Annotated in this window: 22 protein-coding genes, 1 tRNA gene and 1 riboswitch; of the genes, 15 read left to right on the top strand and 8 right to left on the bottom strand. The window is 70.1% G+C overall.

Translation table 11 applies throughout. The annotated features are described in order from the left end of the window. Positions 1 to 131: 131 nt before the first annotated feature. Entirely contained in the window at positions 132 to 1,460 is a 1,329-nt protein-coding gene (locus IE145_RS17230; protein ID WP_189525916.1) for a nicotinate phosphoribosyltransferase, read from the bottom strand. Positions 1,461 to 1,539: 79 nt separating this feature from the next. On the opposite strand from IE145_RS17230, the gene clpS reads away from it, so the two are divergent. The 10 genes from clpS to IE145_RS17185 all read left to right on the top strand — a co-directional run bounded on the left by clpS (position 1,540) and on the right by IE145_RS17185 (position 9,724). Continuing rightward, entirely contained in the window at positions 1,540 to 1,857 is a 318-nt protein-coding gene (clpS, locus tag IE145_RS17225; RefSeq protein WP_006124882.1) for an ATP-dependent Clp protease adapter ClpS, read from the top strand. 85 nt (positions 1,858 to 1,942) lie between these two features. Then, positions 1,943 to 2,569, top strand: coding sequence for a DUF2017 domain-containing protein (locus IE145_RS17220; RefSeq protein ID WP_189525915.1), 627 nt, complete (start codon positions 1,943 to 1,945; stop codon positions 2,567 to 2,569). A 345-nt stretch (positions 2,570 to 2,914) separates the two neighbouring features. Beyond that, entirely contained in the window at positions 2,915 to 4,366 is a 1,452-nt protein-coding gene (locus tag IE145_RS17215; protein ID WP_189525914.1) for an amino acid permease, read from the top strand. Positions 4,367 to 4,535: 169 nt separating this feature from the next. Continuing rightward, entirely contained in the window at positions 4,536 to 4,958 is a 423-nt protein-coding gene (locus IE145_RS17210) for a M67 family metallopeptidase (RefSeq protein WP_006124878.1), read from the top strand. A 27-nt stretch (positions 4,959 to 4,985) separates the two neighbouring features. After that, positions 4,986 to 5,165: riboswitch (cobalamin riboswitch) on the top strand. A gap of 38 nt (positions 5,166 to 5,203) precedes the next feature. Continuing rightward, a complete protein-coding gene (locus tag IE145_RS17205) occupies positions 5,204 to 6,211 on the top strand; it encodes an ABC transporter substrate-binding protein (RefSeq protein WP_189525913.1) in 1,008 nt (335 codons plus the stop codon). Beyond that, positions 6,208 to 7,248, top strand: a complete 1,041-nt coding sequence (locus tag IE145_RS17200) for a FecCD family ABC transporter permease (RefSeq protein WP_189525912.1) — start codon at positions 6,208 to 6,210, stop codon at positions 7,246 to 7,248. The genes IE145_RS17205 and IE145_RS17200 overlap by 4 nt, the downstream gene beginning before the upstream one ends. Before the next feature lie 130 nt (positions 7,249 to 7,378). Then, complete coding sequence (locus tag IE145_RS17195) at positions 7,379 to 8,176, top strand: ABC transporter ATP-binding protein (RefSeq protein ID WP_189525911.1); 798 nt, start codon at positions 7,379 to 7,381, stop codon at positions 8,174 to 8,176. A 69-nt stretch (positions 8,177 to 8,245) separates the two neighbouring features. Then, positions 8,246 to 8,359 carry a putative leader peptide gene (locus IE145_RS33930; RefSeq protein ID WP_335755801.1) on the top strand — a complete coding sequence of 38 codons (114 nt, stop codon included), beginning with the start codon at positions 8,246 to 8,248 and terminating at the stop codon, positions 8,357 to 8,359. Positions 8,360 to 8,486: 127 nt separating this feature from the next. Beyond that, positions 8,487 to 8,774 carry a MoaD/ThiS family protein gene (locus tag IE145_RS17190; RefSeq protein WP_030193204.1) on the top strand — a complete coding sequence of 96 codons (288 nt, stop codon included), beginning with the start codon at positions 8,487 to 8,489 and terminating at the stop codon, positions 8,772 to 8,774. Continuing rightward, positions 8,774 to 9,724: a PLP-dependent cysteine synthase family protein gene (locus IE145_RS17185; protein ID WP_189525910.1), complete on the top strand. Its 951-nt coding sequence runs from the start codon at positions 8,774 to 8,776 to the stop codon at positions 9,722 to 9,724. Before IE145_RS17190 ends, IE145_RS17185 begins: the two co-directional genes overlap by 1 nt. A 136-nt stretch (positions 9,725 to 9,860) precedes the next feature. Here the strand turns inward: IE145_RS17185 and IE145_RS17180 are convergent, their stop codons facing one another. Continuing rightward, positions 9,861 to 10,379: a type II toxin-antitoxin system PemK/MazF family toxin gene (locus IE145_RS17180; protein WP_189525909.1), complete on the bottom strand. Its 519-nt coding sequence runs from the start codon at positions 10,377 to 10,379 to the stop codon at positions 9,861 to 9,863. A 236-nt stretch (positions 10,380 to 10,615) separates the two neighbouring features. On the opposite strand from IE145_RS17180, the gene IE145_RS17175 reads away from it, so the two are divergent. Further along, positions 10,616 to 11,368 (top strand): MBL fold metallo-hydrolase, encoded by a 753-nt coding sequence (locus tag IE145_RS17175; protein WP_189525908.1) that lies wholly within the window; start codon positions 10,616 to 10,618, stop codon positions 11,366 to 11,368. Positions 11,369 to 11,436: 68 nt separating this feature from the next. On the opposite strand, the gene IE145_RS17170 is transcribed toward IE145_RS17175, so the two are convergent. Together IE145_RS17170 and IE145_RS17165 are read right to left on the bottom strand one after the other, a co-directional pair. Beyond that, complete coding sequence (locus IE145_RS17170) at positions 11,437 to 12,702, bottom strand: PTS transporter subunit EIIC (RefSeq protein ID WP_189525907.1); 1,266 nt, start codon at positions 12,700 to 12,702, stop codon at positions 11,437 to 11,439. 261 nt (positions 12,703 to 12,963) lie between these two features. After that, positions 12,964 to 14,223, bottom strand: a complete 1,260-nt coding sequence (locus IE145_RS17165) for a PTS transporter subunit EIIC (RefSeq protein ID WP_189525906.1) — start codon at positions 14,221 to 14,223, stop codon at positions 12,964 to 12,966. 219 nt (positions 14,224 to 14,442) lie between these two features. Between IE145_RS17165 and IE145_RS17160 the strand changes: the two genes are divergently transcribed. From IE145_RS17160 to rdgB, 4 genes are all read left to right on the top strand, one after another. Beyond that, positions 14,443 to 14,676, top strand: a complete 234-nt coding sequence (locus tag IE145_RS17160) for a PTS sugar transporter subunit IIB (RefSeq protein WP_003968866.1) — start codon at positions 14,443 to 14,445, stop codon at positions 14,674 to 14,676. 234 nt (positions 14,677 to 14,910) lie between these two features. Then, positions 14,911 to 15,648, top strand: a complete 738-nt coding sequence (gene rph, locus IE145_RS17155) for a ribonuclease PH (protein ID WP_010062049.1) — start codon at positions 14,911 to 14,913, stop codon at positions 15,646 to 15,648. A 123-nt stretch (positions 15,649 to 15,771) separates the two neighbouring features. Next, on the top strand, positions 15,772 to 16,161 hold the full coding sequence (locus IE145_RS17150) for a hypothetical protein (protein WP_189525905.1): 390 nt from the start codon (positions 15,772 to 15,774) through the stop codon (positions 16,159 to 16,161). Positions 16,162 to 16,230: 69 nt separating this feature from the next. Next, positions 16,231 to 16,833, top strand: coding sequence for an RdgB/HAM1 family non-canonical purine NTP pyrophosphatase (gene rdgB / locus IE145_RS17145; protein WP_164202484.1), 603 nt, complete (start codon positions 16,231 to 16,233; stop codon positions 16,831 to 16,833). A gap of 56 nt (positions 16,834 to 16,889) precedes the next feature. Here rdgB and IE145_RS17140 read toward each other — a convergent pair. The 4 genes from IE145_RS17140 to proP all read right to left on the bottom strand — a co-directional run bounded on the left by IE145_RS17140 (position 16,890) and on the right by proP (position 20,143). Next, positions 16,890 to 16,965, bottom strand: a tRNA-Leu gene (locus IE145_RS17140). 12 nt (positions 16,966 to 16,977) lie between these two features. Further along, complete coding sequence (locus IE145_RS17135; RefSeq protein ID WP_189525904.1) at positions 16,978 to 17,814, bottom strand: HNH endonuclease signature motif containing protein; 837 nt, start codon at positions 17,812 to 17,814, stop codon at positions 16,978 to 16,980. Beyond that, complete coding sequence (locus IE145_RS17130; protein WP_189525903.1) at positions 17,811 to 18,446, bottom strand: HNH endonuclease signature motif containing protein; 636 nt, start codon at positions 18,444 to 18,446, stop codon at positions 17,811 to 17,813. Before IE145_RS17130 ends, IE145_RS17135 begins: the two co-directional genes overlap by 4 nt. Before the next feature lie 200 nt (positions 18,447 to 18,646). Then, entirely contained in the window at positions 18,647 to 20,143 is a 1,497-nt protein-coding gene (proP, locus tag IE145_RS17125; protein ID WP_189525902.1) for a glycine betaine/L-proline transporter ProP, read from the bottom strand. Positions 20,144 to 20,284: the final 141 nt, after the last annotated feature.

The raw sequence follows: 20,284 nt of genomic DNA, 5'->3' as shown, positions 1-20,284 counted from the left end.
CGGTCCGGGTGCGTCCGGCGCCGATCCGCAGACGAGTCGTGCTGGAGGCCGGGTTCCGTCGCCCGGTCCGCACACCCGGTCCGCACACCCGGTGCGGCCCCGGGCTGGCCCCGGGGCCTACGGGGACGGGCTCAGGCGTACTCGGTCGGGATCACCGGCTCGCCCCGCGACAGCTGGATCGCCGACATCGGCAACCCGGCGCGCGCGGCCACGTGCCGCTCCCGAACCGTGTCCAGCGGCTCGCGGGCGACCACCTCGCCGCCCCGCACCAGCTCCACCAGCAGCTGCCGGCCGGCCAGCTCGTCGGGGACCGGGCCGGTGCCGATCACCTCGGCCTCGGCGACGCCGTGCTCGTCGGTCCGGCGGGCGGCCCACTTGCGACCGCCGACCGACGACTTCGCGCCGAGCGACTTCTTGGCCACCGGCACCAGCGGGGCGTCGGGCTCCGCCGAGCCGGCGCGGGCCACCAGCTTGTAGACCATCGAGCAGGTGGGGTGCCCGCTGCCGGTGACGAGCTGGGTGCCGACCCCGTACGCGTCCACCGGCGCGGCGGCCAGCGAGGCGATGGCGTACTCGTCCAGGTCCGAGGTCACCACGATCTTCGTGCCGGTGGCCCCCAGCTCGTCCAGTTGCTGCCGCACCCGGTGCGCGACCAGCAGCAGATCCCCGGAGTCGATCCGTACGGCACCGAGCTCGGGACCCGCGATCTCCACGGCCGCCCGGACCGCCTCGGTCACGTCGTACGTGTCGACCAGCAGCGTCGTGCCCCGGCCGAGCGAGTCCACCTGCGCCCGGAACGCGTCGCGCTCGGTGTCGTGCAGCAGGGTGAAGGCGTGCGCGCTGGTGCCGACCGTCGGGATCGCCCAGCGGAACCCCGCCGCCAGGTCGGAGGTGGCGTCGAAGCCGCCGACGTACGCGGCACGGGCCGAGGCGACCGCGGAGAGCTCGTGGGTGCGGCGGGCGCCCATCTCGATCAGCCGGCGGCCCCCGGCGGCGGCCGACATCCGCGAGGCGGCGGCGGCGATCGCGGAGTCGTGGTTGAGGATGGAGAGGATCACCGTCTCCAGCAGCACGCACTCGGCGAAGGACCCCTCGACCCGCAGGACCGGGGAGCCGGGGAAGTAGACCTCGCCCTCCGGGTAGCCCCAGATGTCGCCGCTGAAGCGGTATCGCGCCAGCCATTCGAGGGTCGGCTCGTCCACGATCTCCTGCTGCCGCAGGAAGCCGATCATCTCGTCGTCGAAGTGGAAGTTCTCCACCGCGTCCAGCACCCGGCCGGTGCCCGCGACGACGCCGTACCGCCGCCCCTCGGGCAGCCGGCGGGTGAACGCCTCGAAGACCGAGTGCCGGTCGGCGGTGCCGGCCTTGAGGGCCGCCTGCACCATGGTCAGTTCGTACTGGTCGGTGAAGAGCGCGGTCGACGGAACGCCGACCCGCCGACCGAGGTCCGCTGTGTTCATGGCTGGGATGCTACCCCCTATTCGTCAAAGTGACGAGATGTGGGGTCCGTTTGTGCGCCGGGCCCGCCCGGGTGGCAGCATGGGACAGGTGAGCGTTGCTACCCCGCTAGAGATCGAACGTCCCGATTCGGCCGAGGAGGCCTTCGCGGTCCCCGAGCCGGACGTCCCGTGGGTGACGCTCGTCCACAACGACCCGGTCAACCTCATGAGCTACGTGACCTACGTCTTCCAGGCCTACTTCGGCTATCCGAAGGACAAGGCCCACAAGCTCATGCTGGACGTGCACCAGAAGGGCCGCGCCGTCGTCTCCAGCGGGAGCCGCGAGGAGATGGAGCGCGACGTCCAGGCCATGCACGGTTACGGGCTGTGGGCCACCCTCACCCAGGACCGCAACTAGCCCCTTCGCCCAGGGCCGCACCGGTCCCCCTTCTTCAGGGCCCTGCCCCGCCATCCGCCCCGTTCGACCCACCATCGGAGAATCCATGGCCGGCCATTTCGAGGCCACCCCAGGCGGCGGCGCGGCCGTCGCGCTCGACGAGGTCGAGATCTCCATCCTGCGCTCCCTCGCCGTCCAGCTGCTGGAGCTGATCGGCCCGGGTGACCAGCCCGCCGAGGGCGAGGACCCGCTCGCCGCCCTCTTCGCCGAGGGCCCCAGCAAGCCGCCCGCCGATCCGGCGCTCGCCCGCCTCTTCCCCGACGCCTACGGCGGCCCCGGGGCGCCCGACGGGTCCGCCGGGGCCGTGAAGCCGGAGGAGGAGCGGGAGCTGCGTGAGCGGTCCGCCGAGTTCCGCCGGTTCACCGAGATGGACCTGCGCTCCGGCAAGCGTGACGACGCCCTCGCCGTCGTCCGCACCCTGGACGCGCTCTCGCCCGCCGCGGGCGGCGGGGCCGTCCTCACCCTCACCGGCGACGAGTGCCTCAGCTGGCTCCGTTCCCTCAACGACCTGCGCCTGACCATCGGCACCCGGCTGGAGGTCTCCGACGAGGACCAGGGCGAAGAGGGCTCGCTGTACCGGCTCCCCGACACCGATCCCCGCAAGCCCATGGTGATGGCCTACCTCTGGCTCGGCGCCCTCCAGGAATCCCTGGTCGAGACCCTGATGCCGTAGTCGGCCCCCGGAACGACCGAGCCGCCCACCCCGCCGGGGTGGGCGGCTCCTGTTCGCTCAACGGACGCTCAGATCCGAGTAACGATCATCCCAAGTCATTCGGTGCCATTCGTTCCGGACGGGGTTCTATGTCCGCTTCTGCCTGTGGTGTGTGCCACAGAATGCCCCACGGTGTCCTGTGACGGCCGTGATAGATCTTCACGGCCGCCGGGGACGCCACCCCTGTTTCCCGGGGGCGCTGCACACCGGCCGAACGTCGGTCGCACTCCATCCATATCCGGGGGGATCAGGACCTGATCCGCAGCCTTGTACGGCGCGGATCGGCGTGGAGAAAGGCGCACCACCATGACATCGGCGCACGTCGACGAGGGACAGGTCGACAAAGCTCAGCCCGGCGGAAGCGCCGGGGACGCCGGAACCGGTGGCGAGGGATACCAGCGCGGACTGGGAGCTCGCCAGATTCAGATGATCGCCATCGGCGGAGCCATCGGCACCGGGCTCTTCCTCGGCGCGGGCAAGGCCATCGACCGGGCCGGTCCCAGCCTCATCCTGGCCTACGTCATCGCGGGCCTGGTCATTTTCTTCATCATGCGGGCCCTGGGCGAACTGCTCATGTACCGCCCGGTCTCGGGCTCCTTCTCGGAGTACGCCCGCGAATTCATCAGCCCGTTCCTCGGATTCGTCACCGGCTGGACCTACTGGCTGTTCTGGGTGGTCACCGGAATCACCGAAGTCACCGCCGCGGCCACCTATATGACGTACTGGTGGAACATTCCGCAGTGGCTGTCCGCCCTGGTGTTCACCGTCATTCTCTACGGCGCCAACCTGATCTCCGTGAAGCTCTTCGGTGAGCTGGAGTTCTGGTTCTCCATGGTCAAGGTCACCGCCATCATCGGCATGATCCTGATCTGCGCGGGCGTTCTCACCATCGGCTTCTCCGACGCCGGCGACACCGCGACCGTCTCCAACCTCTGGAACGACGGCGGATTCTTCCCCAACGGCATCACCGGCACCCTCATGACGCTCCAGATCGTCATGTTCGCCTTCCTCGCCGTGGAACTCGTCGGCGTCACCGCCGGGGAGTCCAAGAACCCCGGGACCGTGCTGCCCAAGGCCATCAACACCGTGCCGTGGCGCATCGCCGTCTTCTACGTCGGCGCGCTCATCATGATCCTCTCGGTCGTGCCGTGGTCCACGTTCAAGCCCGGCGTCTCCCCGTTCGTGAAGGCCTTCGAGGAGATGGGGCTCGGCATCGGCGCCGCCGTCGTCAACTTCGTCGTCCTCACCGCGGCGCTCTCCTCCTGCAACTCCGGCATGTACTCCACCGGCCGCATGCTTCGCGACCTCGCCCTCAACGGCCAGGGTCCCCGCGCCTTCGCCAAGCTGACGAAGAACGGCCTGCCGCTGGTGGGCACCACGTTCTCCGCCGCCCTGATGCTCGTCGGCGTGTGGATCAACTACCAGTGGCCGGGCGAGGCGTTCACCTACGTCGTCTCCTTCGCGACCATCTCCGGCATGTGGGCCTGGATCATGATCCTGTTCAGCCAGATCCGCTACCGCCGCAAGGCCGACGCAGGTCTCCTGCCGCAGTCCTCGTTCAAGGCCCCGGGCGCCCCGTTCACCAGCTGGTTCGCGCTCTGCTTCATCGGCATGGTCATCGTGATGATGGCGATCGACAAGGACGCCCGGATCTCGCTCTACTGCGCACCGCTGTGGGCGCTCATCCTCTTCGTCTCCCACCGGGTGCTCCGGTCGCGCACCACGGAGGCGGAGAAGGCCACGGCCGAGACCCGCTGAGCCGGGCTCCCGGGGCCCGCCCCGGGAGCCCCCTCGACCCCGAGGGCGGGCCCCACGACCGCCCTCCTCCCGGACCGCCCGGCCGCCCCAAAGGCCGACGGCGTCCAGCATCCGGCCCTCTGCGTATCACCCATCGGTACGCGGAGGGCCGCCTGCTTATCCTGGCGCCATGCTGACCATCACCCAGACGCTGTACGACCAGATCGTCGCCCACTCCCGCGCCGACCACCCCGACGAGGCGTGCGGAGTGGTCGCGGGACCGGCCGGGACGGACCGCCCCGAGCGCTTCATCCCGATGCTCAACGCCGCCCGCTCGCCCACGTTCTACGAGTTCGACTCGGCCGACCTCCTCAAGCTCTACCGCGAGATGGACGACCGCGACGAGGAACCCGTGATCGTCTACCACTCGCACACGGCCACCGAGGCCTACCCCTCCCGCACCGACGTGACGTACGCCAACGAGCCCGGCGCCCACTACGTCCTGGTCTCCACCGCCGACACCGACGGCTCGGGCCCCTTCCAGTTCCGCTCGTACCGCATCGTGGACGGCGAGATCACCGAGGAAGACGTGCAGGTCGTCGACGCGTACTGAGCCTTACCGGGCCCCGGGTGCCGCGCGGAGCCGCCGAACGGGTCTGGCACACTGCACCCCGAACCCATCAAGGCAGCGGGAATCAGGAAGCCGGTGCGAATCCGGCACGGTCCCGCCACTGTGACCGGGCCCCCTCCCGTACGGACTTCGACTCCGTGCCGGAGGGCGGCCCGGAAGCCAGGAACTGGCCCGCCGCCTTCTCGCATCGACCAGGGGACGCGGAAATCCCCCGGAGAGGCCCCGCCATGTCCCGGCGCACCCCTGCGCTCATAGCCGCCGCCGTGCTGCTCCCGCTCGCCCTCACCGCCTGCTCCTCCTCCGGCGGCGACGCCGCCACCGGGGACAAGGCGTCGGCCAGGAGCGAAGGCTTCCCGTACACCGTCGAGAACTGCGGTGTCACCACCACGTACAAGGCCCCGCCGAAGCGCGTCGTCACCATGAACCAGCACGTCACCGAGATCATGCTGGAACTGGGCCTGAAGAAGTCCCTCGTCGGCACCGCCTACCTCGACGACCAGGTCCTGCCGAAGTACGCCGAGGACTACGCCTCCGTCCCCGTCCTCGCCAAGGAGTACCCCTCCTACGAGCAGGTCCTCGCCGCCAACCCCGACTTCGTCTACGGCGGCTACGCCAGCGCCTTCGCCGCGGGCGACGGCCGCGGCCGCGAGGCGCTGAAGAAGTCCGGCATCGAGACCCGCCTCAACACCGAGAGCTGCACCAAGGGCGACCAGCCCATGGACACCCTCTACGAGGAGATCCGCGAGGTCGGCCGCACCTTCGGCGTCAGCGACCGCGCCGAAGCCTGGATCGAGCGGGCCAAGGCCGACAACGCCGCCACCGCGAAGAAGCTGGCCGGCCTGAAGCCGCTCTCCGTCTTCGTCTACGACAGCGGCGACAAGACCGCCTTCACCGCGGGCGGCGAGGGCATCGGCAACGAGCTGATCGAACGGGCCGGCGGCACCAACGTCTTCGCCGACCTCGACAAGCCCTTCGGCGACGCCTCCTGGGAGAACGTCGTCGACCGCGAGCCCGAGGTCATCGTGATCTACGACTACGGCGCCACCACCGTCGAGCAGAAGAAGAAGCGCCTCCTCACCGACCCGGCCCTCGCCGACGTCCCCGCCATCAAGAACAAGCGCTTCGCCGTCATGCCGCTGTCCGACGCGGTCCTCGGCGTCCGCGTCCCCGCCGCCGTCGACAAGCTCGCGGCCCAGCTCCACCCGGAGGCGGTCGAGGCGGCCACCACCCCGTGACCTGCCGCGCCCCAGCTCCTCGGCGGCCGCTCGGTTACGTCCTGGTGCTCGGCGTCCTCGCCGCGCTCCTGGCCGTCGCCGTCCTCGCCGCCCTCGCCCTCGGCTCCGTCCGTATCCCGCCCGGCCAGGTGCTCGACATCCTGACCGGGCGGGCGGAGGCGAGCCCGTTCCGCACGATCGTCCTGGACGTGCGGCTGCCCCGGGTGCTGCTCGGCATCCTCGTCGGCGCCGGACTCGCCGTCATCGGCACCGTCCTCCAGGCCCTCGTCCGCAACCAGCTCGCCGACCCGTTCCTCCTCGGCGTCTCCTCCGGAGCCTCCACCGGAGCGGTCCTGGTCATCGTCCTCGGCATCGGCGCCTCCCTCGCCACCACCGTCACGATCCCCGCCGCCGCCTTCGCGGGCGCCCTGCTCTCCCTGCTGCTCGTCTACACCCTGGCGCGCGGCGGGGGCGGCCTCACCACCAACCGGCTCGTCCTCGCCGGAGTCGCCGTCTCCTACGTCCTCTCCGCCCTGACCAGCCTGATCCTGGTCACCTCCGCCCGCGCCGACCACCTCCAGGAAGTCCTCCACTGGACCCTCGGCGGCCTCGGCGCCGCCCGCTGGGACATGCTCGCGCTCCCCGCGATCACCCTGGTCACGGGCACGGCCGTCCTCCTCACCCTGGCCCGCCCGCTCGACCTGCTCCTGGTGGGGGAGGAGGGCGCGACCGTCCTCGGCCTCGACACCGCCCGCTTCCGGGCCGCCGTCTTCGTCCTCGCCTCCCTGATGACCGGCGTGCTCGTCGCGTACAGCGGGGCGATCGGCTTCGTCGGCCTGATGGTCCCGCACATGGCCCGGATGGCCGTCGGCGCCGCGCACCGGGCGCTCCTCCCGGTCGTCGCGCTCGGCGGCGCGGTGTTCCTGGTCCTCGCGGACCTGGCCGCCCGGACGCTCGCCAGCCCGCAGGACATCCCGGTCGGGGTGCTCACCGCGCTGACCGGCGGCCCGTTCTTCCTCTGGATGCTGCGGCGCAGGCCGGAAGGAGCACCCGCGTGAGCCGCGTACGCCCCGGCCGGGGGAGCACCCGCACGGGGCGCGCCGGAAGGAGCGCCCGCACGAGGCCCGGACGCCTCCGCCGGGGGAGCGCCCGCACCACGACCGTACGTACGCCCGAGGGAGCCCGCCCATGACCACCCTGCGCACCGAAGGCCTCTCGTACGGGACGGGCGAGGGCCGCCATCTCGTCGACGCCGTCGACCTCACCGCCGCCGACGGCGAGACCGTCGGCCTCGTCGGCCCCAACGGCAGCGGCAAGACCACCCTCCTGCGCTGCGTCTACGGCACCCTGCGCCCCACCCACGGCCGCGTCCTCCTCGACGGCGACGACCTCGCCACCCTCCCCGTGAAGGCCCGCGCCCAGCGCATCGCCACCGTCCCGCAGGACGGCCACGCCGGATTCGAGCTCACCGTCGGCCAGGTCGTCGCGATGGGCCGCGCCCCGCACAAACGGTTCTGGGAGGCGGACGGCGCCGCCGACACCGCGCTCGTCACCGAGGCCCTCGACCGGGTCGGGATCGCCGCGCTCGAACCCCGTACCTTCGCCTCCCTCTCCGGCGGCGAACGCCAGCGGGCCCTGGTCGCCCGCGCCCTGGTCCAGCAGCCCTCGCTCGTCGTCCTGGACGAGCCGACCAACCACCTGGACATCCGCTACCAGCTGGAAATCCTCTCCCTGGTCCGCGAACTGGGCACCACCAACCTCCTGGCCCTGCACGACCTCAACCTCGCCGCCTACTACTGCGACCGCGTCTACGTCCTCAAGGACGGCCGGGTCGTCGCCTCCGGCACCCCGGAGAAGGTCTTCACGGCGGAGCTGCTGGGCGAGGTGTACGGCGTGGCCGCCGAGGTCAGCGCCCACCCGAAGACCGGCGCACCCACGGTCGTCTACCTCCCGGAGGGGCAGGGCAGTCGAACCCTGTCCACATAGCGAACGCTTGTCATCCACCATGTGGGATCACACTCGGGTTTCCGCACAGGGAATCGATACGATGCCCGCATGGTTCCCCATGACGTGAGCAACAAGACGCCGGGCACGCTGCTCGTCGCGCGGCTGCACGTCGACCTGTGCAGGCTGGCCAGCGCGATCTGTCGCACCGCAGCCTGCCCGTGAGCCGCCCGGCCTGAGCCGCGGTCCGCGCGAGCCCCACCCGTACGCGCCACGCACCACACCCTCCCGCGCGGGGAAGAAACGCGCGCCCCACGCCACCTCCTCCACGCTTCCGACAGGAGCCCACGCCATGGCCATCGAGGTCCGCATCCCGACCATCCTCCGCACCTACACCGACGGCGCGAAGGCCGTCGAAGGCAACGGGGACACCCTCGCCGACCTCTTCGCCGACCTGGAGAGCCGCCACACCGGCATCCGTGAGCGACTCATCGACAGCGCGAACGGAGAGCAGCTCCGCCGCTTCGTGAACGTCTACCTCAACGACGAGGACGTCCGCTTCCTCGACGGCATCTCCACCAAGCTCAGCGACGGCGACAACGTCACGATCCTCCCGGCCGTCGCCGGCGGCATGCGCTGATGCGGTACGACTCCCCGCTGGCGGCCGTGGGGAACACCCCCCTCGTCCGCCTCCCGCGGCTGTCCCCGTCCGAGGACGTCCGCATCTGGGCCAAGCTGGAGGACCGCAACCCCACGGGCTCGATCAAGGACCGCCCGGCGCTCCACATGGTCGAACAGGCCGAGAAGGACGGCCGGCTCACCCCCGGCTGCACCATCCTGGAGCCCACCAGCGGCAACACCGGCATCTCGCTCGCCATGGCGGCCAAGCTCAAGGGCTACCGCATCGTGTGCGTCATGCCGGAGAACACCTCCCAGGAACGGCGCGACCTGCTCGCCATGTGGGGAGCCGAGATCATCTCCTCCCCGGCCGCGGGCGGCTCCAACACCGCGGTCCGCGTCGCGAAGGAACTGAGCGAGGAACACCCGGACTGGGTGATGCTCTACCAGTACGGCAACCCGGACAACGCGGGCGCCCACTACGCGACCACCGGCCCGGAGATCCTCACCGACCTCCCCTCCATCACCCACTTCGTGGCGGGCCTCGGCACCACCGGCACGCTGATGGGCGTCGGCCGCTACCTCCGCGAGAACCGCCCCGGAATCCAGATCGTCGCCGCCGAACCCCGCTACGACGACCTGGTCTACGGCCTCCGCAACCTCGACGAGGGCTTCGTCCCCGAGCTGTACGACGCCTCGGTCCTGACCACCCGCTTCTCGGTCGGCTCCGCCGACGCGGTCACCCGCACCCGCGAACTTCTCCAGCAGGAGGGCATCTTCGCGGGCGTCTCCACCGGCGCCGCGCTCCACGCGGCGATCGGCGTGGGCAGGAAGGCGGTCAAGGCGGGGGAGAGCGCGGACATCGTCTTCGTGGTGGCGGACGGCGGCTGGAAGTACCTCTCGACGGGCGTCTACACGGCGGAAACCACGGAAGCGGCGATCGAAACGCTGCAGGGCCAGCTCTGGGCGTAGGCCCAGGTCCTGAGCCGCACTCTCCAGCTTGGCCGGCCAAACCCAGCCCGTCCGGCGCTTGAGGACGTCCTTTCAGCCTCTCCGGCGCTTGAGGAGCGGGGCCCGGGGCGGAGCCCCGAAACCAGGGCCCCGCCCCTCATCCCGCCGCCGACTTCCGCACCCGCTCCCACACCCCCGGATCCACCGCCCCCACCCGCCGCCGGAACGCGCCGACCCGCACCTCCCGCAGCTCATCCGTCTCCAGGAAGCTCCGCCGCCCCTGCCGGTCCCCGACCGTCCCGGCCGGCAACGCGATCACCCCGGGCCGCTCCTCGTGATGCTTGCTGGTGATCTTCGCGACCAGCGCCGTACGCCTGCGGCCCCGCCCCCGTACCGAGAGCACCAGACACGGCCGGTCCTTCGACCCGGGCCCGTCCTCGTACGGCACATCGGCCCACCACACCTCGCCCGCCCGCGGCACCCGTCCTTCCGGACCCGAAGGCCGCGACGACGCCGACGGCCGGGACGGCGGCCGGGCCGACCCCGCGGGCCGCCCCGGCCGTCCGGGCCGCCGGGACCGGGGCCCCCGGTCCGACCGCCCCCGCCCGTCCACCACCGCGGCGACGAGCGCGAGCAGAACCACGGCGCCCAGCGCCACCCACCAGAACGTGTCCATCCCCCGACCGTACCGGCGGCGGAGCACGCCCCCGGGGGCCGGACCCCGGGCGCGCTTCCATCGAACCGGTGACAGAGCAGGTGAGTTCCCCCACAACGGAGGGCAGCGGAGGAGCGACGTGGAGTTTCGCGCCTTACGCTCGACGAACCGCAAAACCGATCCCGCAGGAACCGGCACCTGGCTTCGGCGGATCGCACGAACCCTCCCCGTTCCCGCGCCCCGGAGGTTCACGCTCCATGAAGCTCACCGTCGTCGGCTGCTCCGGCTCGTTCCCGTCCAAGGGTTCGGCATGCTCGAGCTACCTCGTAGAGGCCGACGGCTTCCGGCTGCTCCTCGACATGGGCAACGGCGCCCTCGGCGAGTTGCAGCGCCACGTCGGTCTCTACGACCTCGACGCGATCTTCCTCAGCCATCTGCACGCCGACCACTGCATCGACATGTGCGCGTACTTCGTCGTGCGCTACTACCCCCACGGCGGCGACCGCCCCCGGCCTCTCCCGGTCTACGGCCCCGAGGGCACCGAGCAGCGGCTGACCGCCGCCCATGGCGACACCCCCTCCGACCGGGCGATGGGCGAGGTCTTCGACTTCCACACCCTGAAGCCGGGGTCCTTCGAGATCGGCCCGTTCTCGGTCCGTACGGAGAAGCTCTGCCACCCCGTCGACACCTTCGGCATCCGGGTCGAGCACGGTGGCTCCTCCCTCGCCTACTCCGGCGACACGGGGACCTGCGAGGCGCTGGAGGACCTGGCGCGGGACGTGGACCTCTTCCTCTGCGAGGCGTCGTTCGTCGACGGCAAGGAGGACATCCCCGACCTGCACCTCAACGGCCGCGAGGCCGGCGAGGCGGCGGCCCGCGCCGGAGCGCGCAGACTCGTCCTCACCCACATCCCGCCGTGGACCGACGCCGACCGCAACGCCGCCGACGCCCGCGCGGCCTACCCGGGCCCGGTGGAACTGGCGGCCCCGGGAGCGGTGTACGAGCTCTGAGCGTGCGGACGACGAGACCCCCCGCCTCCAGGAGGCGGGGGGTCTCGTCGTACGAGCCTGCAAGCGGGCTACTTCGCCTCGGCCTTCTGGAGCTCCGCGAGCTCCTCGTCCGACTCCCGGCCCGGGGTCGGGATGTTGAACTTGATGATCGCGAAGCGGAAGATCGCGTAGTAGACCGCCGCGAAGCAGAGGCCGACCAGGGCCAGCATCCACGGCTTGGTGGCGATGCCCAGGTTCAGCAGGAAGTCGATCAGGCCGGCGGAGAAGCCGAAGCCGTCCTTCATGCCGAGCGCCCAGGTCAGGGCCATCGACACACCGGTCAGCACCGCGTGGATCGCGTACAGCACCGGGGCGATGAACATGAACGTGAACTCGATCGGCTCGGTCACACCGGTGACGAACGAGGTCAGCGCGAGGGAGAACATCATGCCGCCGACGACCTTGCGGCGCTCGGGGCGGGCGCAGTGGACGATGGCGAGGCAGGCCGCGGGGAGGGCGAACATCATGATCGGGAAGAAGCCGGTCATGAACTGTCCGGCGCTCGGGTCGCCCTCCAGGAAGCGGGCGATGTCGCCGTGCTTGCCGTTGTACTCGCCCGCCTGGAACCACGGGAAGGAGTTCAGCAGGTGGTGCATCCCGACCGGGATCAGGGCACGGTTGGCGACACCGAAGATGCCCGCGCCGACGGCGCCGGAGCCGACGAGCCACTCACCGAAGTTGTGCAGACCGGTGCCGAGGACCGGCCAGATCAGACCGAAGACGATACCGATCACGAGACCCGCGAAGGCGGAGAGGATCGGGACGAGGCGGCGGCCGCTGAAGAAGCCCGCCCAGTCCGGCAGCTTCGTCCGGTAGAACTTCTGGTAGAGCAGCGCCACGACGATACCCATCACGACACCGCCGAGGACACCGGCGTTGACGGGGGCGTCGTTCATCACGATCTTGCCGTCGACGACGTCGGCGACCTGGGGCAGGTTGCTGTCCGTGAAGGTGGCGAGCACCTTCTGGAACACGAGGTAGCCCGTGACGGCGGCGAGCGCGGTCGAGCCGTCCGACTTCTTGGCGAAGCCGATCGCGATGCCGACGGCGAAGAGCAGCGGCATGTTGTCGAGAAGGGCGCCACCGCCCGCGGCCATGTAGCCGGCGAGCTTGGTGATGAAGTCCGGGAACGAGTCGCGTCCCAGCATGTCGCTCTGGCCGAAGCGGACCAGGAGCGCGGCGGCCGGCAGCACGGCGACCGGCAGCATGAGGCTGCGGCCGATGCGCTGCATGACGGCCATGGCGCCGGCGCCCTTCTTCTTCTCGGCCGCGGGTGCGGTCTCAGCCGTGGTCATCAACTTCCTCCATGGAACACGGTGCCGCCCAGGTCGTTGATGTGGGGAGGCGGCGGCTCGGCAGACCCTGCGGCAGAGCGCCGTGGTCTGGACCACTCAGTGGTGTAGACCAGTTTTAGCACGGTGAGGGATAGATAAGGAACCTTCAATTCCCCATCTCATTCGCAGTAGCAGACCTGGCACGTTCGGTGACATGCCGAAGGCCCCCGGACCAAGCGGTCCGGGGGCCTTGCGGTCCGGGGCCGAAGCCCCGGTGTCCTGCTACTTCGTCAGATCCCTCTCGATCTCCCGCTCGATCTCCTCGGGTTCGCGCCCCGGTGTCTTGAGGTCGAACTTGGTGATCGCGAAGCGGAAGATCACGTAGTAGATCACGGCGAAGCAGGCGCCGATCGGGATGATCAGCCAGGGTTTCGTGTCCAGATGCCAGTTGACGACGTAGTCGATCAACCCGGCCGAGAAGCTGAACCCCGCATGCACCCCCAGCAGCCAGGTGATGCCCATGGACGCCCCGGTGAGCACCGCGTGCACGCCGTACAGCAGCGGCGCGACGAACATGAACGAGAACTCGATCGGCTCGGTCACGCCCGTGACGAACGACGTCAGCGCCACCGAGACCATCAGGCCCCCGACCTCCTTGCGGCGCTCGGGCCGCGCGCAGTGGGTGATGGCGAGGGCCGCGGCGGGCAGGCCGAACATCATGATCGGGAAGAAGCCCGAGGTGAACTGGCCGGCCGACGGGTCCTGGGCGAAGAACCGGGAGATGTCACCCTGGACGGTCTGCCCGTCCGCCCCGGTGAACTCGCCCGCCTGGAACCAGAAGAACGTGTTCAGGAACTGGTGCATGCCGATCGGGATCAGCAGCCGGTTCGCGAAGCCGAAGATCGCCGCGCCCCACGAGCCGAGGTCGATCAGCTGCTTGGAGAACCAGGTCAGCCCGTCGCCCACCGGCTGCCACAGCAGCCCGAACAGGACGCCGAGGACCACGCAGAGGAACGCCATCATGATCGGCACCAGACGGCGCCCGTTGAAGAAGCCCAGCCAGTCGACCAGCTTGGTCCGGTGGTAGCGCTGCCAGACGACGGCGGTCAGCAGGCCGATCAGGATGCCGCCGAGCACGCCCGGGTTCTGCGGCTCGCCGTCGGGCAGCTCGTCGGTCACGGTGCCGTCGATGGGGAAGGCGGTCAGCACCCCCCGGTAGACGAGGAAGCCGACGACCGCCGCCAGTGCGGTGGACCCGTCCGCCTTCTTCGCGAAGCCGATGGCGACGCCGATGCAGAAGAGCAGGGGCAGGCCGAGCTCGCCGTCGAGGATCGCGCCGCCGCCGTTGAGCAGGACCTTGGAGGTCTTGTCCCAGAACGCGCCGTCCAGGTAGGAGCTGAACAGGTTGCCGAGGCTGACGAGCAGACCGGCGGCGGGGAGGACGGCCACCGGGAGCTGAAGGCTCCGCCCGACCTTCTGCAGGCCCTGGACCGGTCCGTTCCACCATTTCTGCTGCGGCGCCGCAGCGGCGTTCGAACTCATGGGCGTCCTCCCGGAACACTTCACGTTTGGCGGTCGTTGCAAACTGGTGTAGACCAGTTGCGTCACGGTGCGGGCCCCGCCCCGAAGGCAGGGGTCCGGTGATCGTCATCTTTCGGGATCGTCCGGTTACTCGCCCGCGAAGTTGGGCCAACCGTGCGTTACCGTGACGAAACGGACCCGCAGCGGGCGGCCGTCTGCGCGCGAAACAGGGAGAAGGACATGGCCACCAAGGCTGAGAAGATCGTCGCCGGGCTCGGCGGCATCGACAACATCGACGAGATCGAAGGCTGCATCACCCGCCTCCGCACCGAGGTCCACGACCCCGAGAAGGTCGACGAGGCCGCCCTCAAGGCCGCCGGCGCCCACGGCGTCGTCAAGATGGGCACCGCGATCCAGGTCGTCATCGGCACCGACGCCGACCCCATCGCCGCCGACATCGAAGACATGATGTGACCGGCTGACCCCACGCCGGACCCCGCGGCCCCGCCTCCGCGAGGCGCCCGCACCCGCAGGCCCCGTACCCTCACCGCAGGGGACGGGGCCTGCCGCATACGCGGGCGGCGAAGGCCACCCGGGCCCACCGCACCGCGCGGACACCCGTACGGCCACGCCCACACCCGCCGCGGCCGTCACCGGGTCCACCGCACCCGAACGGAGCCACCCCCGCCAACGGATACAGTCGGGCCCATGTCTCGCATCGACGGCCGCACCCCCGAACAGCTCCGCCCCGTCACCATCGAACGCGGCTGGAGCAAGCACGCCGAAGGCTCAGTCCTCATCTCCTTCGGCGACACCAAAGTCTTCTGCACCGCCTCCGTCACCGAAGGCGTCCCGCGCTGGCGCAAGGGCAGCGGCGAAGGCTGGGTCACCGCCGAATACTCCATGCTGCCCCGCTCCACCAACACCCGCGGCGACCGCGAAGCCGTACGCGGCAAGATCGGCGGCCGCACCCACGAGATCAGCCGCCTGATCGGCCGCTCGCTGCGCGCCGTCATCGACTACAAGGCCCTCGGCGAGAACACCATCGTCCTGGACTGCGACGTCCTCCAGGCCGACGGAGGCACCCGTACCGCCGCCATCACCGGCGCGTACGTCGCCCTCGCCGACGCGGTCACCTGGGCCCAGGGCAAGAAGATCGTCAAGGCCGGCCGCAAGCCGCTCACCGACACCGTCGCCGCCATCAGCGTCGGCATCGTCGACGGCACCCCGCTCCTCGACCTCTGCTACGAGGAGGACGTCCGCGCCGAGACCGACATGAACGTCGTCTGCACCGGCGACGGCCGCTTCGTCGAGGTCCAGGGCACCGCCGAGGGCGCCCCCTTCGACCGCAAGGAACTGGGCTCCCTCCTGGACCTGGCCACCGCGGGCTGCGTCGACCTCGCCGCACTCCAGCGTGACGCACTCGCAACCACGCAGAACGCGTAGCGACTCACCCCTCCCGGGTAAAGAAGCAACCAAATACGCGCCACAGAGCGTCGTTACGGATACGGGCGCACGGGTCGAACCGTGCGTCCGTCCACGTACCGACCCCCGGGGAGGGACCGCACCATGGCTTCGCGCCGCCACCGACGTATCGCACTCGCCACCGCCGCCACCCTGCTGACGCTGACCACGGCAGTGGGCTGCGCCGGCCTCGACAAGGCGCTCGACTGCGTCCGCACCGCCGACGCCATCGCCACCAGCGTCAACAACCTCCAGCAGGCCGTCTCCAACGCCTCCGAGGACATCACCCAGGCCTCCGAGTCCCTGGACGAGATCGACCGCGAGCTGAAGAAGCTCGACGACACCACGGACAACGCCGACCTCTCCAAGGCCGTCGACGACCTCCAGAAGGGCGTCACCGAGGTCCGCAAGTCCATCGAGGCGGGCGACGCCACCCCCGACGTGACCCCGGTGACGGACGCGGCGACGGAGATCGGCAAGGTCTGCACCCCGTAGACCCGCGGGCGGGGGAGAGGGCCGGGCCGGCCGAAGCGTCCACAGCACCGGCCCGGCGATAATCGCCCCATGAAGCGCCTGATCCTCGCCACCCGCAACGCCGGGAAAATCACCGAACTCCACGCCATCCTCGCCGACGCGGGGCTCGACCTCGATCTCGTCGGCGCGGACGCGTACCCCGACATCCCCGACGTCAAGGAGACCGGCGTCACCTTCGCCGAGAACGCGCTCCTCAAGGCCCACGCCCTGGCCCGCGCCACGGGCCTCCCGGCCGTCGCCGACGACTCCGGCCTCTGCGTGGACGTCCTCGGCGGCGCCCCCGGCATCTTCTCGGCCCGCTGGTCCGGCACCCACGGCGACGACCAGGCCAACCTCGACCTGCTCCTGGCCCAGCTCGGCGACATCGACACCCCGCACCGGGGCGCCTACTTCGCCTGCGCCGCAGCCCTGGCCCTCCCCGACGGCACGGAACGCGTGGTCGAGGGCCGCCTGAACGGCATCCTCCGCCACACCCCGTCGGGCACCAACGGCTTCGGCTACGACCCGATCCTCCAGCCGGACGGCGAGACCCGCACCTGTGCGGAGCTGACCCCGGCGGAGAAGAACGCGATCAGCCACCGGGGGAAGGCGTTCCGGGCGCTGGTGCCGGTGGTGCGGGAGTTGGTGGGCTGACAGCAGTGAGGGCGGCTGCGGCCTTCGAAACGAAGGCCGCAGCCGCCCCACACCTGTGGGCCCGGTGGGACTCGAACCCACGACACACCGGACCTAAACCGGCGCCCTCTAGGCCAGCTGGGGTACGGACCCGCGTGCCCCACTCTACTGTGCGAGCTTGCGCGGCTTCGAGAAGGTTTGCGTCTGGCTGTGACACGAGGGGCACAGGTAGCGGAGGTTCTCACGGCGGTTGTCGAGCCGGTCGCCGTTGATGTGGTCGATTTCCAGGACGAGCCGCCTGCCATGCCAGGTGTCACCTGTGCCGCACCTCGCGCAGAGGTGAGGAACTCCGATGTCGTCCAGGGCCCTTCGTAGCTGTGCCGTCTTGGTCCGGGACGCTCCGGAGGGCAGACGCTGGAGTATCTCCGCCGCGGTTTTGCGGTTCGGGGCGCGCGTCCCGCGACCATGCCCCTGCCCGGTGAAGTGGGCCACGGACAGGCCGTAGGCTTCGATGTCCCGCTTCACACGAGCACGCGCCGTGCTGTTGTTGGAGCCCAGTTGCAGAGCCCTCAGAACACCGGCCAGGCTGTGGGACCCGGCAACCGCTCGTGCCAGCGCTGCGCGCGGCGTCGATGGCGTTCCGTACCGGCGTCCGCCGGTGAAGTGGGAAGTGTCGATGCCGAGTCGGTCCATTCTCCGGCGCAGATAGCCGTAGGGACTTTCAGTCGGCGGTAAACCCATGTACGTGAGCATCTCCCGGATGCTGTGGGAGCGGGCGGCGGCTTCGGCCAGGAGCTCGCGTGGGTAGGAGCAGCGCTCCCGCTTCGGAAGTTCCTCCTCCACGAAGTGGGACGTATCGATGCCGTAGTGCGCGAGCCGGTTCCGTACGTAGCGGAGCGTCCGGCTGCCCGGGGGAACGCCGAGGCGGCGCAGGAGGTCGACGAGGCTGCTCGCGTCTGCTGCCGTCTCTGCCAGCGTGTCGCGGGGGTATCTGATGCTCACGCCGCCCTCCTGCGCTTACGGCCGCGATAAGTGTCGGTGGTCGCATGACAGTTGGGGCAGAGGAGGCGCAGATTGTCGGGGCGGTTGTCCCACCAGTCACCGTTGACGTGGTCCACTTCGAGCCGGAGGGGTTGCCCCAGCCATTCTCCGGTGTTTCCACATTCGGCGCACTGATCCTCAACTCCTCTGCGGACAAGCTCCTTGCGGAGCCGTTCGCCGGGAACCCTGCCGTCCGAAGGCGTGCGGAGAGTCAGGCGGTCTCCTGGTGCCCCCTTGGCTCTGCGTTCACGCGGTGGCGCAGGAGCGAAGTGTGAGGTGTCGATGCGCAGACCGGCGATGCGGCGGCCGATGTGGGCATGATTGCCGCCCACCGGACTGATGCCCAGCCTGCGTACGACTTCCGCGACGCTCGTGGAGCAGGCGACCAGCTTGCGCAGTGTCTCTTCCGTATGGCGTACCCACGTGTCGGCGAAGTGCGTGATGTCCAGGCCCGCCTCCGCCATCTTCTTGCGCAGATAGCGCCGGCTGCCGGGTGTCGGTGTCCCGCCGCACCAAAGCACCGCGTCCGTGGCGTTCGTCGTCATGCGCGCCGCTTCTTCCAGGAGCTCGCGCGTGTAGCGAACCGTCCCCATGTCCCCCTCCGATCCCGGCCGCGAGTACGTTCGCAGCGTCGTACGGAACAACGAACCGTTTATCGGACAGTCACGCCCGGAATGCGGCGAGCGGCCGACGAAGGACCCGCGGCAAAGACGAAGGACCCGCGGCAAAGGCGAACGGCCCGTACCGCTCGACGTGAGCGGTACGGGCCGTTCCTCCGGGAAAGGGGGCGCGGTCAGAACTTCGGCTCGGGCGCCTGGGCCTGGACCAGTTCGGCCGCCTCCTCGTCCGTCTCCACCGACGGCGGGGAGCCGATCAGCGGCTTCTGGGCGGTCTCCTTCATGCAGGCCACCGCGATCACGCCGATCAGGGCCGCCGCCATCGCGTAGTACGCCGGCATCAGGTTGGAGCCGGTCCAGCTGATCAGGGCCGTGATCACCAGCGGGGTCGTGCCGCCGAAGATCGACGCGGAGAGGTTGTAGCCGACCGACAGGGAGCCGTAGCGGACGTGCGTCGGGAACAGTGCCGGCAGCGCCGCCGACATCGTGCCGAGCATGCAGACCAGTGAGAGGCCCAGCATCAGCATGCCGATCGTGATCGGGAGGATGCCGTCGACCCGGATGAGGAGGAAGGCGGGGAGGGAGAGGAAGAGGAAGCCCAGCATCCCGGTCATCAGCAGCGGCTTGCGGCCGAAGCGGTCGGAGAGCTTGCCGATCTGGGCGATGATCGTCATCAGGAGCACCATCACCGCCAGCAGGATCAGCAGCCCGTGCGTCTCGCTGTAGCCCAGCTCGTCGGAGAGGTACGTCGGCATGTACGACAGCAGCATGTAGTCGGTGATGTTGTACGCGCCGACCAGGCAGATGCAGAGGATCAGCGTCGGCCAGTACTGCCGGAAGATCTTCGCCAGGTCGCCCTTGGCCGTGGCCTCGACGCCGTCCGCCGCCTCGCTCGCGTGCGCTGTGCCGCCCTCCAGTTTCTGGAAGGCCGGGGTCTCGTCCAGCTTCAGCCGCAGGTAGAGGCCGACCAGGCCCAGCGGGCCCGCGACGAGGAACGGGATCCGCCACCCCCAGGCCTCCATCTGGGCGTCGTTGAGGAGTGCGTACAGGGCTGTCACCAGGCCCGCCGCGGCGACGTAGCCCGCCAGGGTGCCGAACTCCAGGAAGCTGCCGAAGAAGCCGCGCCGCTTGTCGGGGGCGTACTCCGCGATGAACGTCGACGCGCCGCCGTACTCACCGCCCGTCGAGAAGCCCTGGAGCATCCGGAAGAAGATCAGCAGGACCGCGGCCCAGACGCCGATCGTGTCGTGCGAGGGGATCAGGCCGATCGCGAACGTGCCGACGGCCATCAGGATCATCGTCAGCGCGAGGACCTTCTTGCGGCCGACCTTGTCACCCATCGGGCCGAAGAACATTCCGCCGAGCGGGCGTACGAGGAAGGCCACCGCGAACGTCGCGAAGGAGGACAGCAGCTGCGTGGTGTCGTTCCCGGACGGGAAGAAGACGTGGCCGATGGTCACGGCCAGGTAGGAGTAGATCCCGAAGTCGAACCACTCCATGGCGTTACCCAGGGAGGCCGCCTTCACGGCCCGCTTCACTGCGGCGTCGTCCGTGACGGTGATGTCCGTCCGGCGCAGCCGCGGATTCTGGCGCTTCCGGATGGCCCGGAAGAGCGCGGGGTGGCGTTTGACCGCTGCTGGGTCGGCCGCCTGGTGGGGGTCGGGGGCCGCCATGGGCGGGGTCCTTTCCTCGAAGGGTGTTCCAGGAAAGGCTTCTGCGCAGAGTTGACGGGCGCAAACCGACTTCACGGGGCGATGCGATCTCCCTCACACGATCTCGACACACCGCGGGGTGTCGAGATCGTGTGAGAGGGG

It is taken from the genome of Streptomyces sindenensis, assembly GCF_014649035.1.
Classification (GTDB): Bacteria; Actinomycetota; Actinomycetes; order Streptomycetales; family Streptomycetaceae; genus Streptomyces; species Streptomyces sindenensis.
The sequence above is the reverse complement of the archived record's forward strand: the minus strand, read 5'-3'. Positions and strand labels throughout refer to the sequence as shown.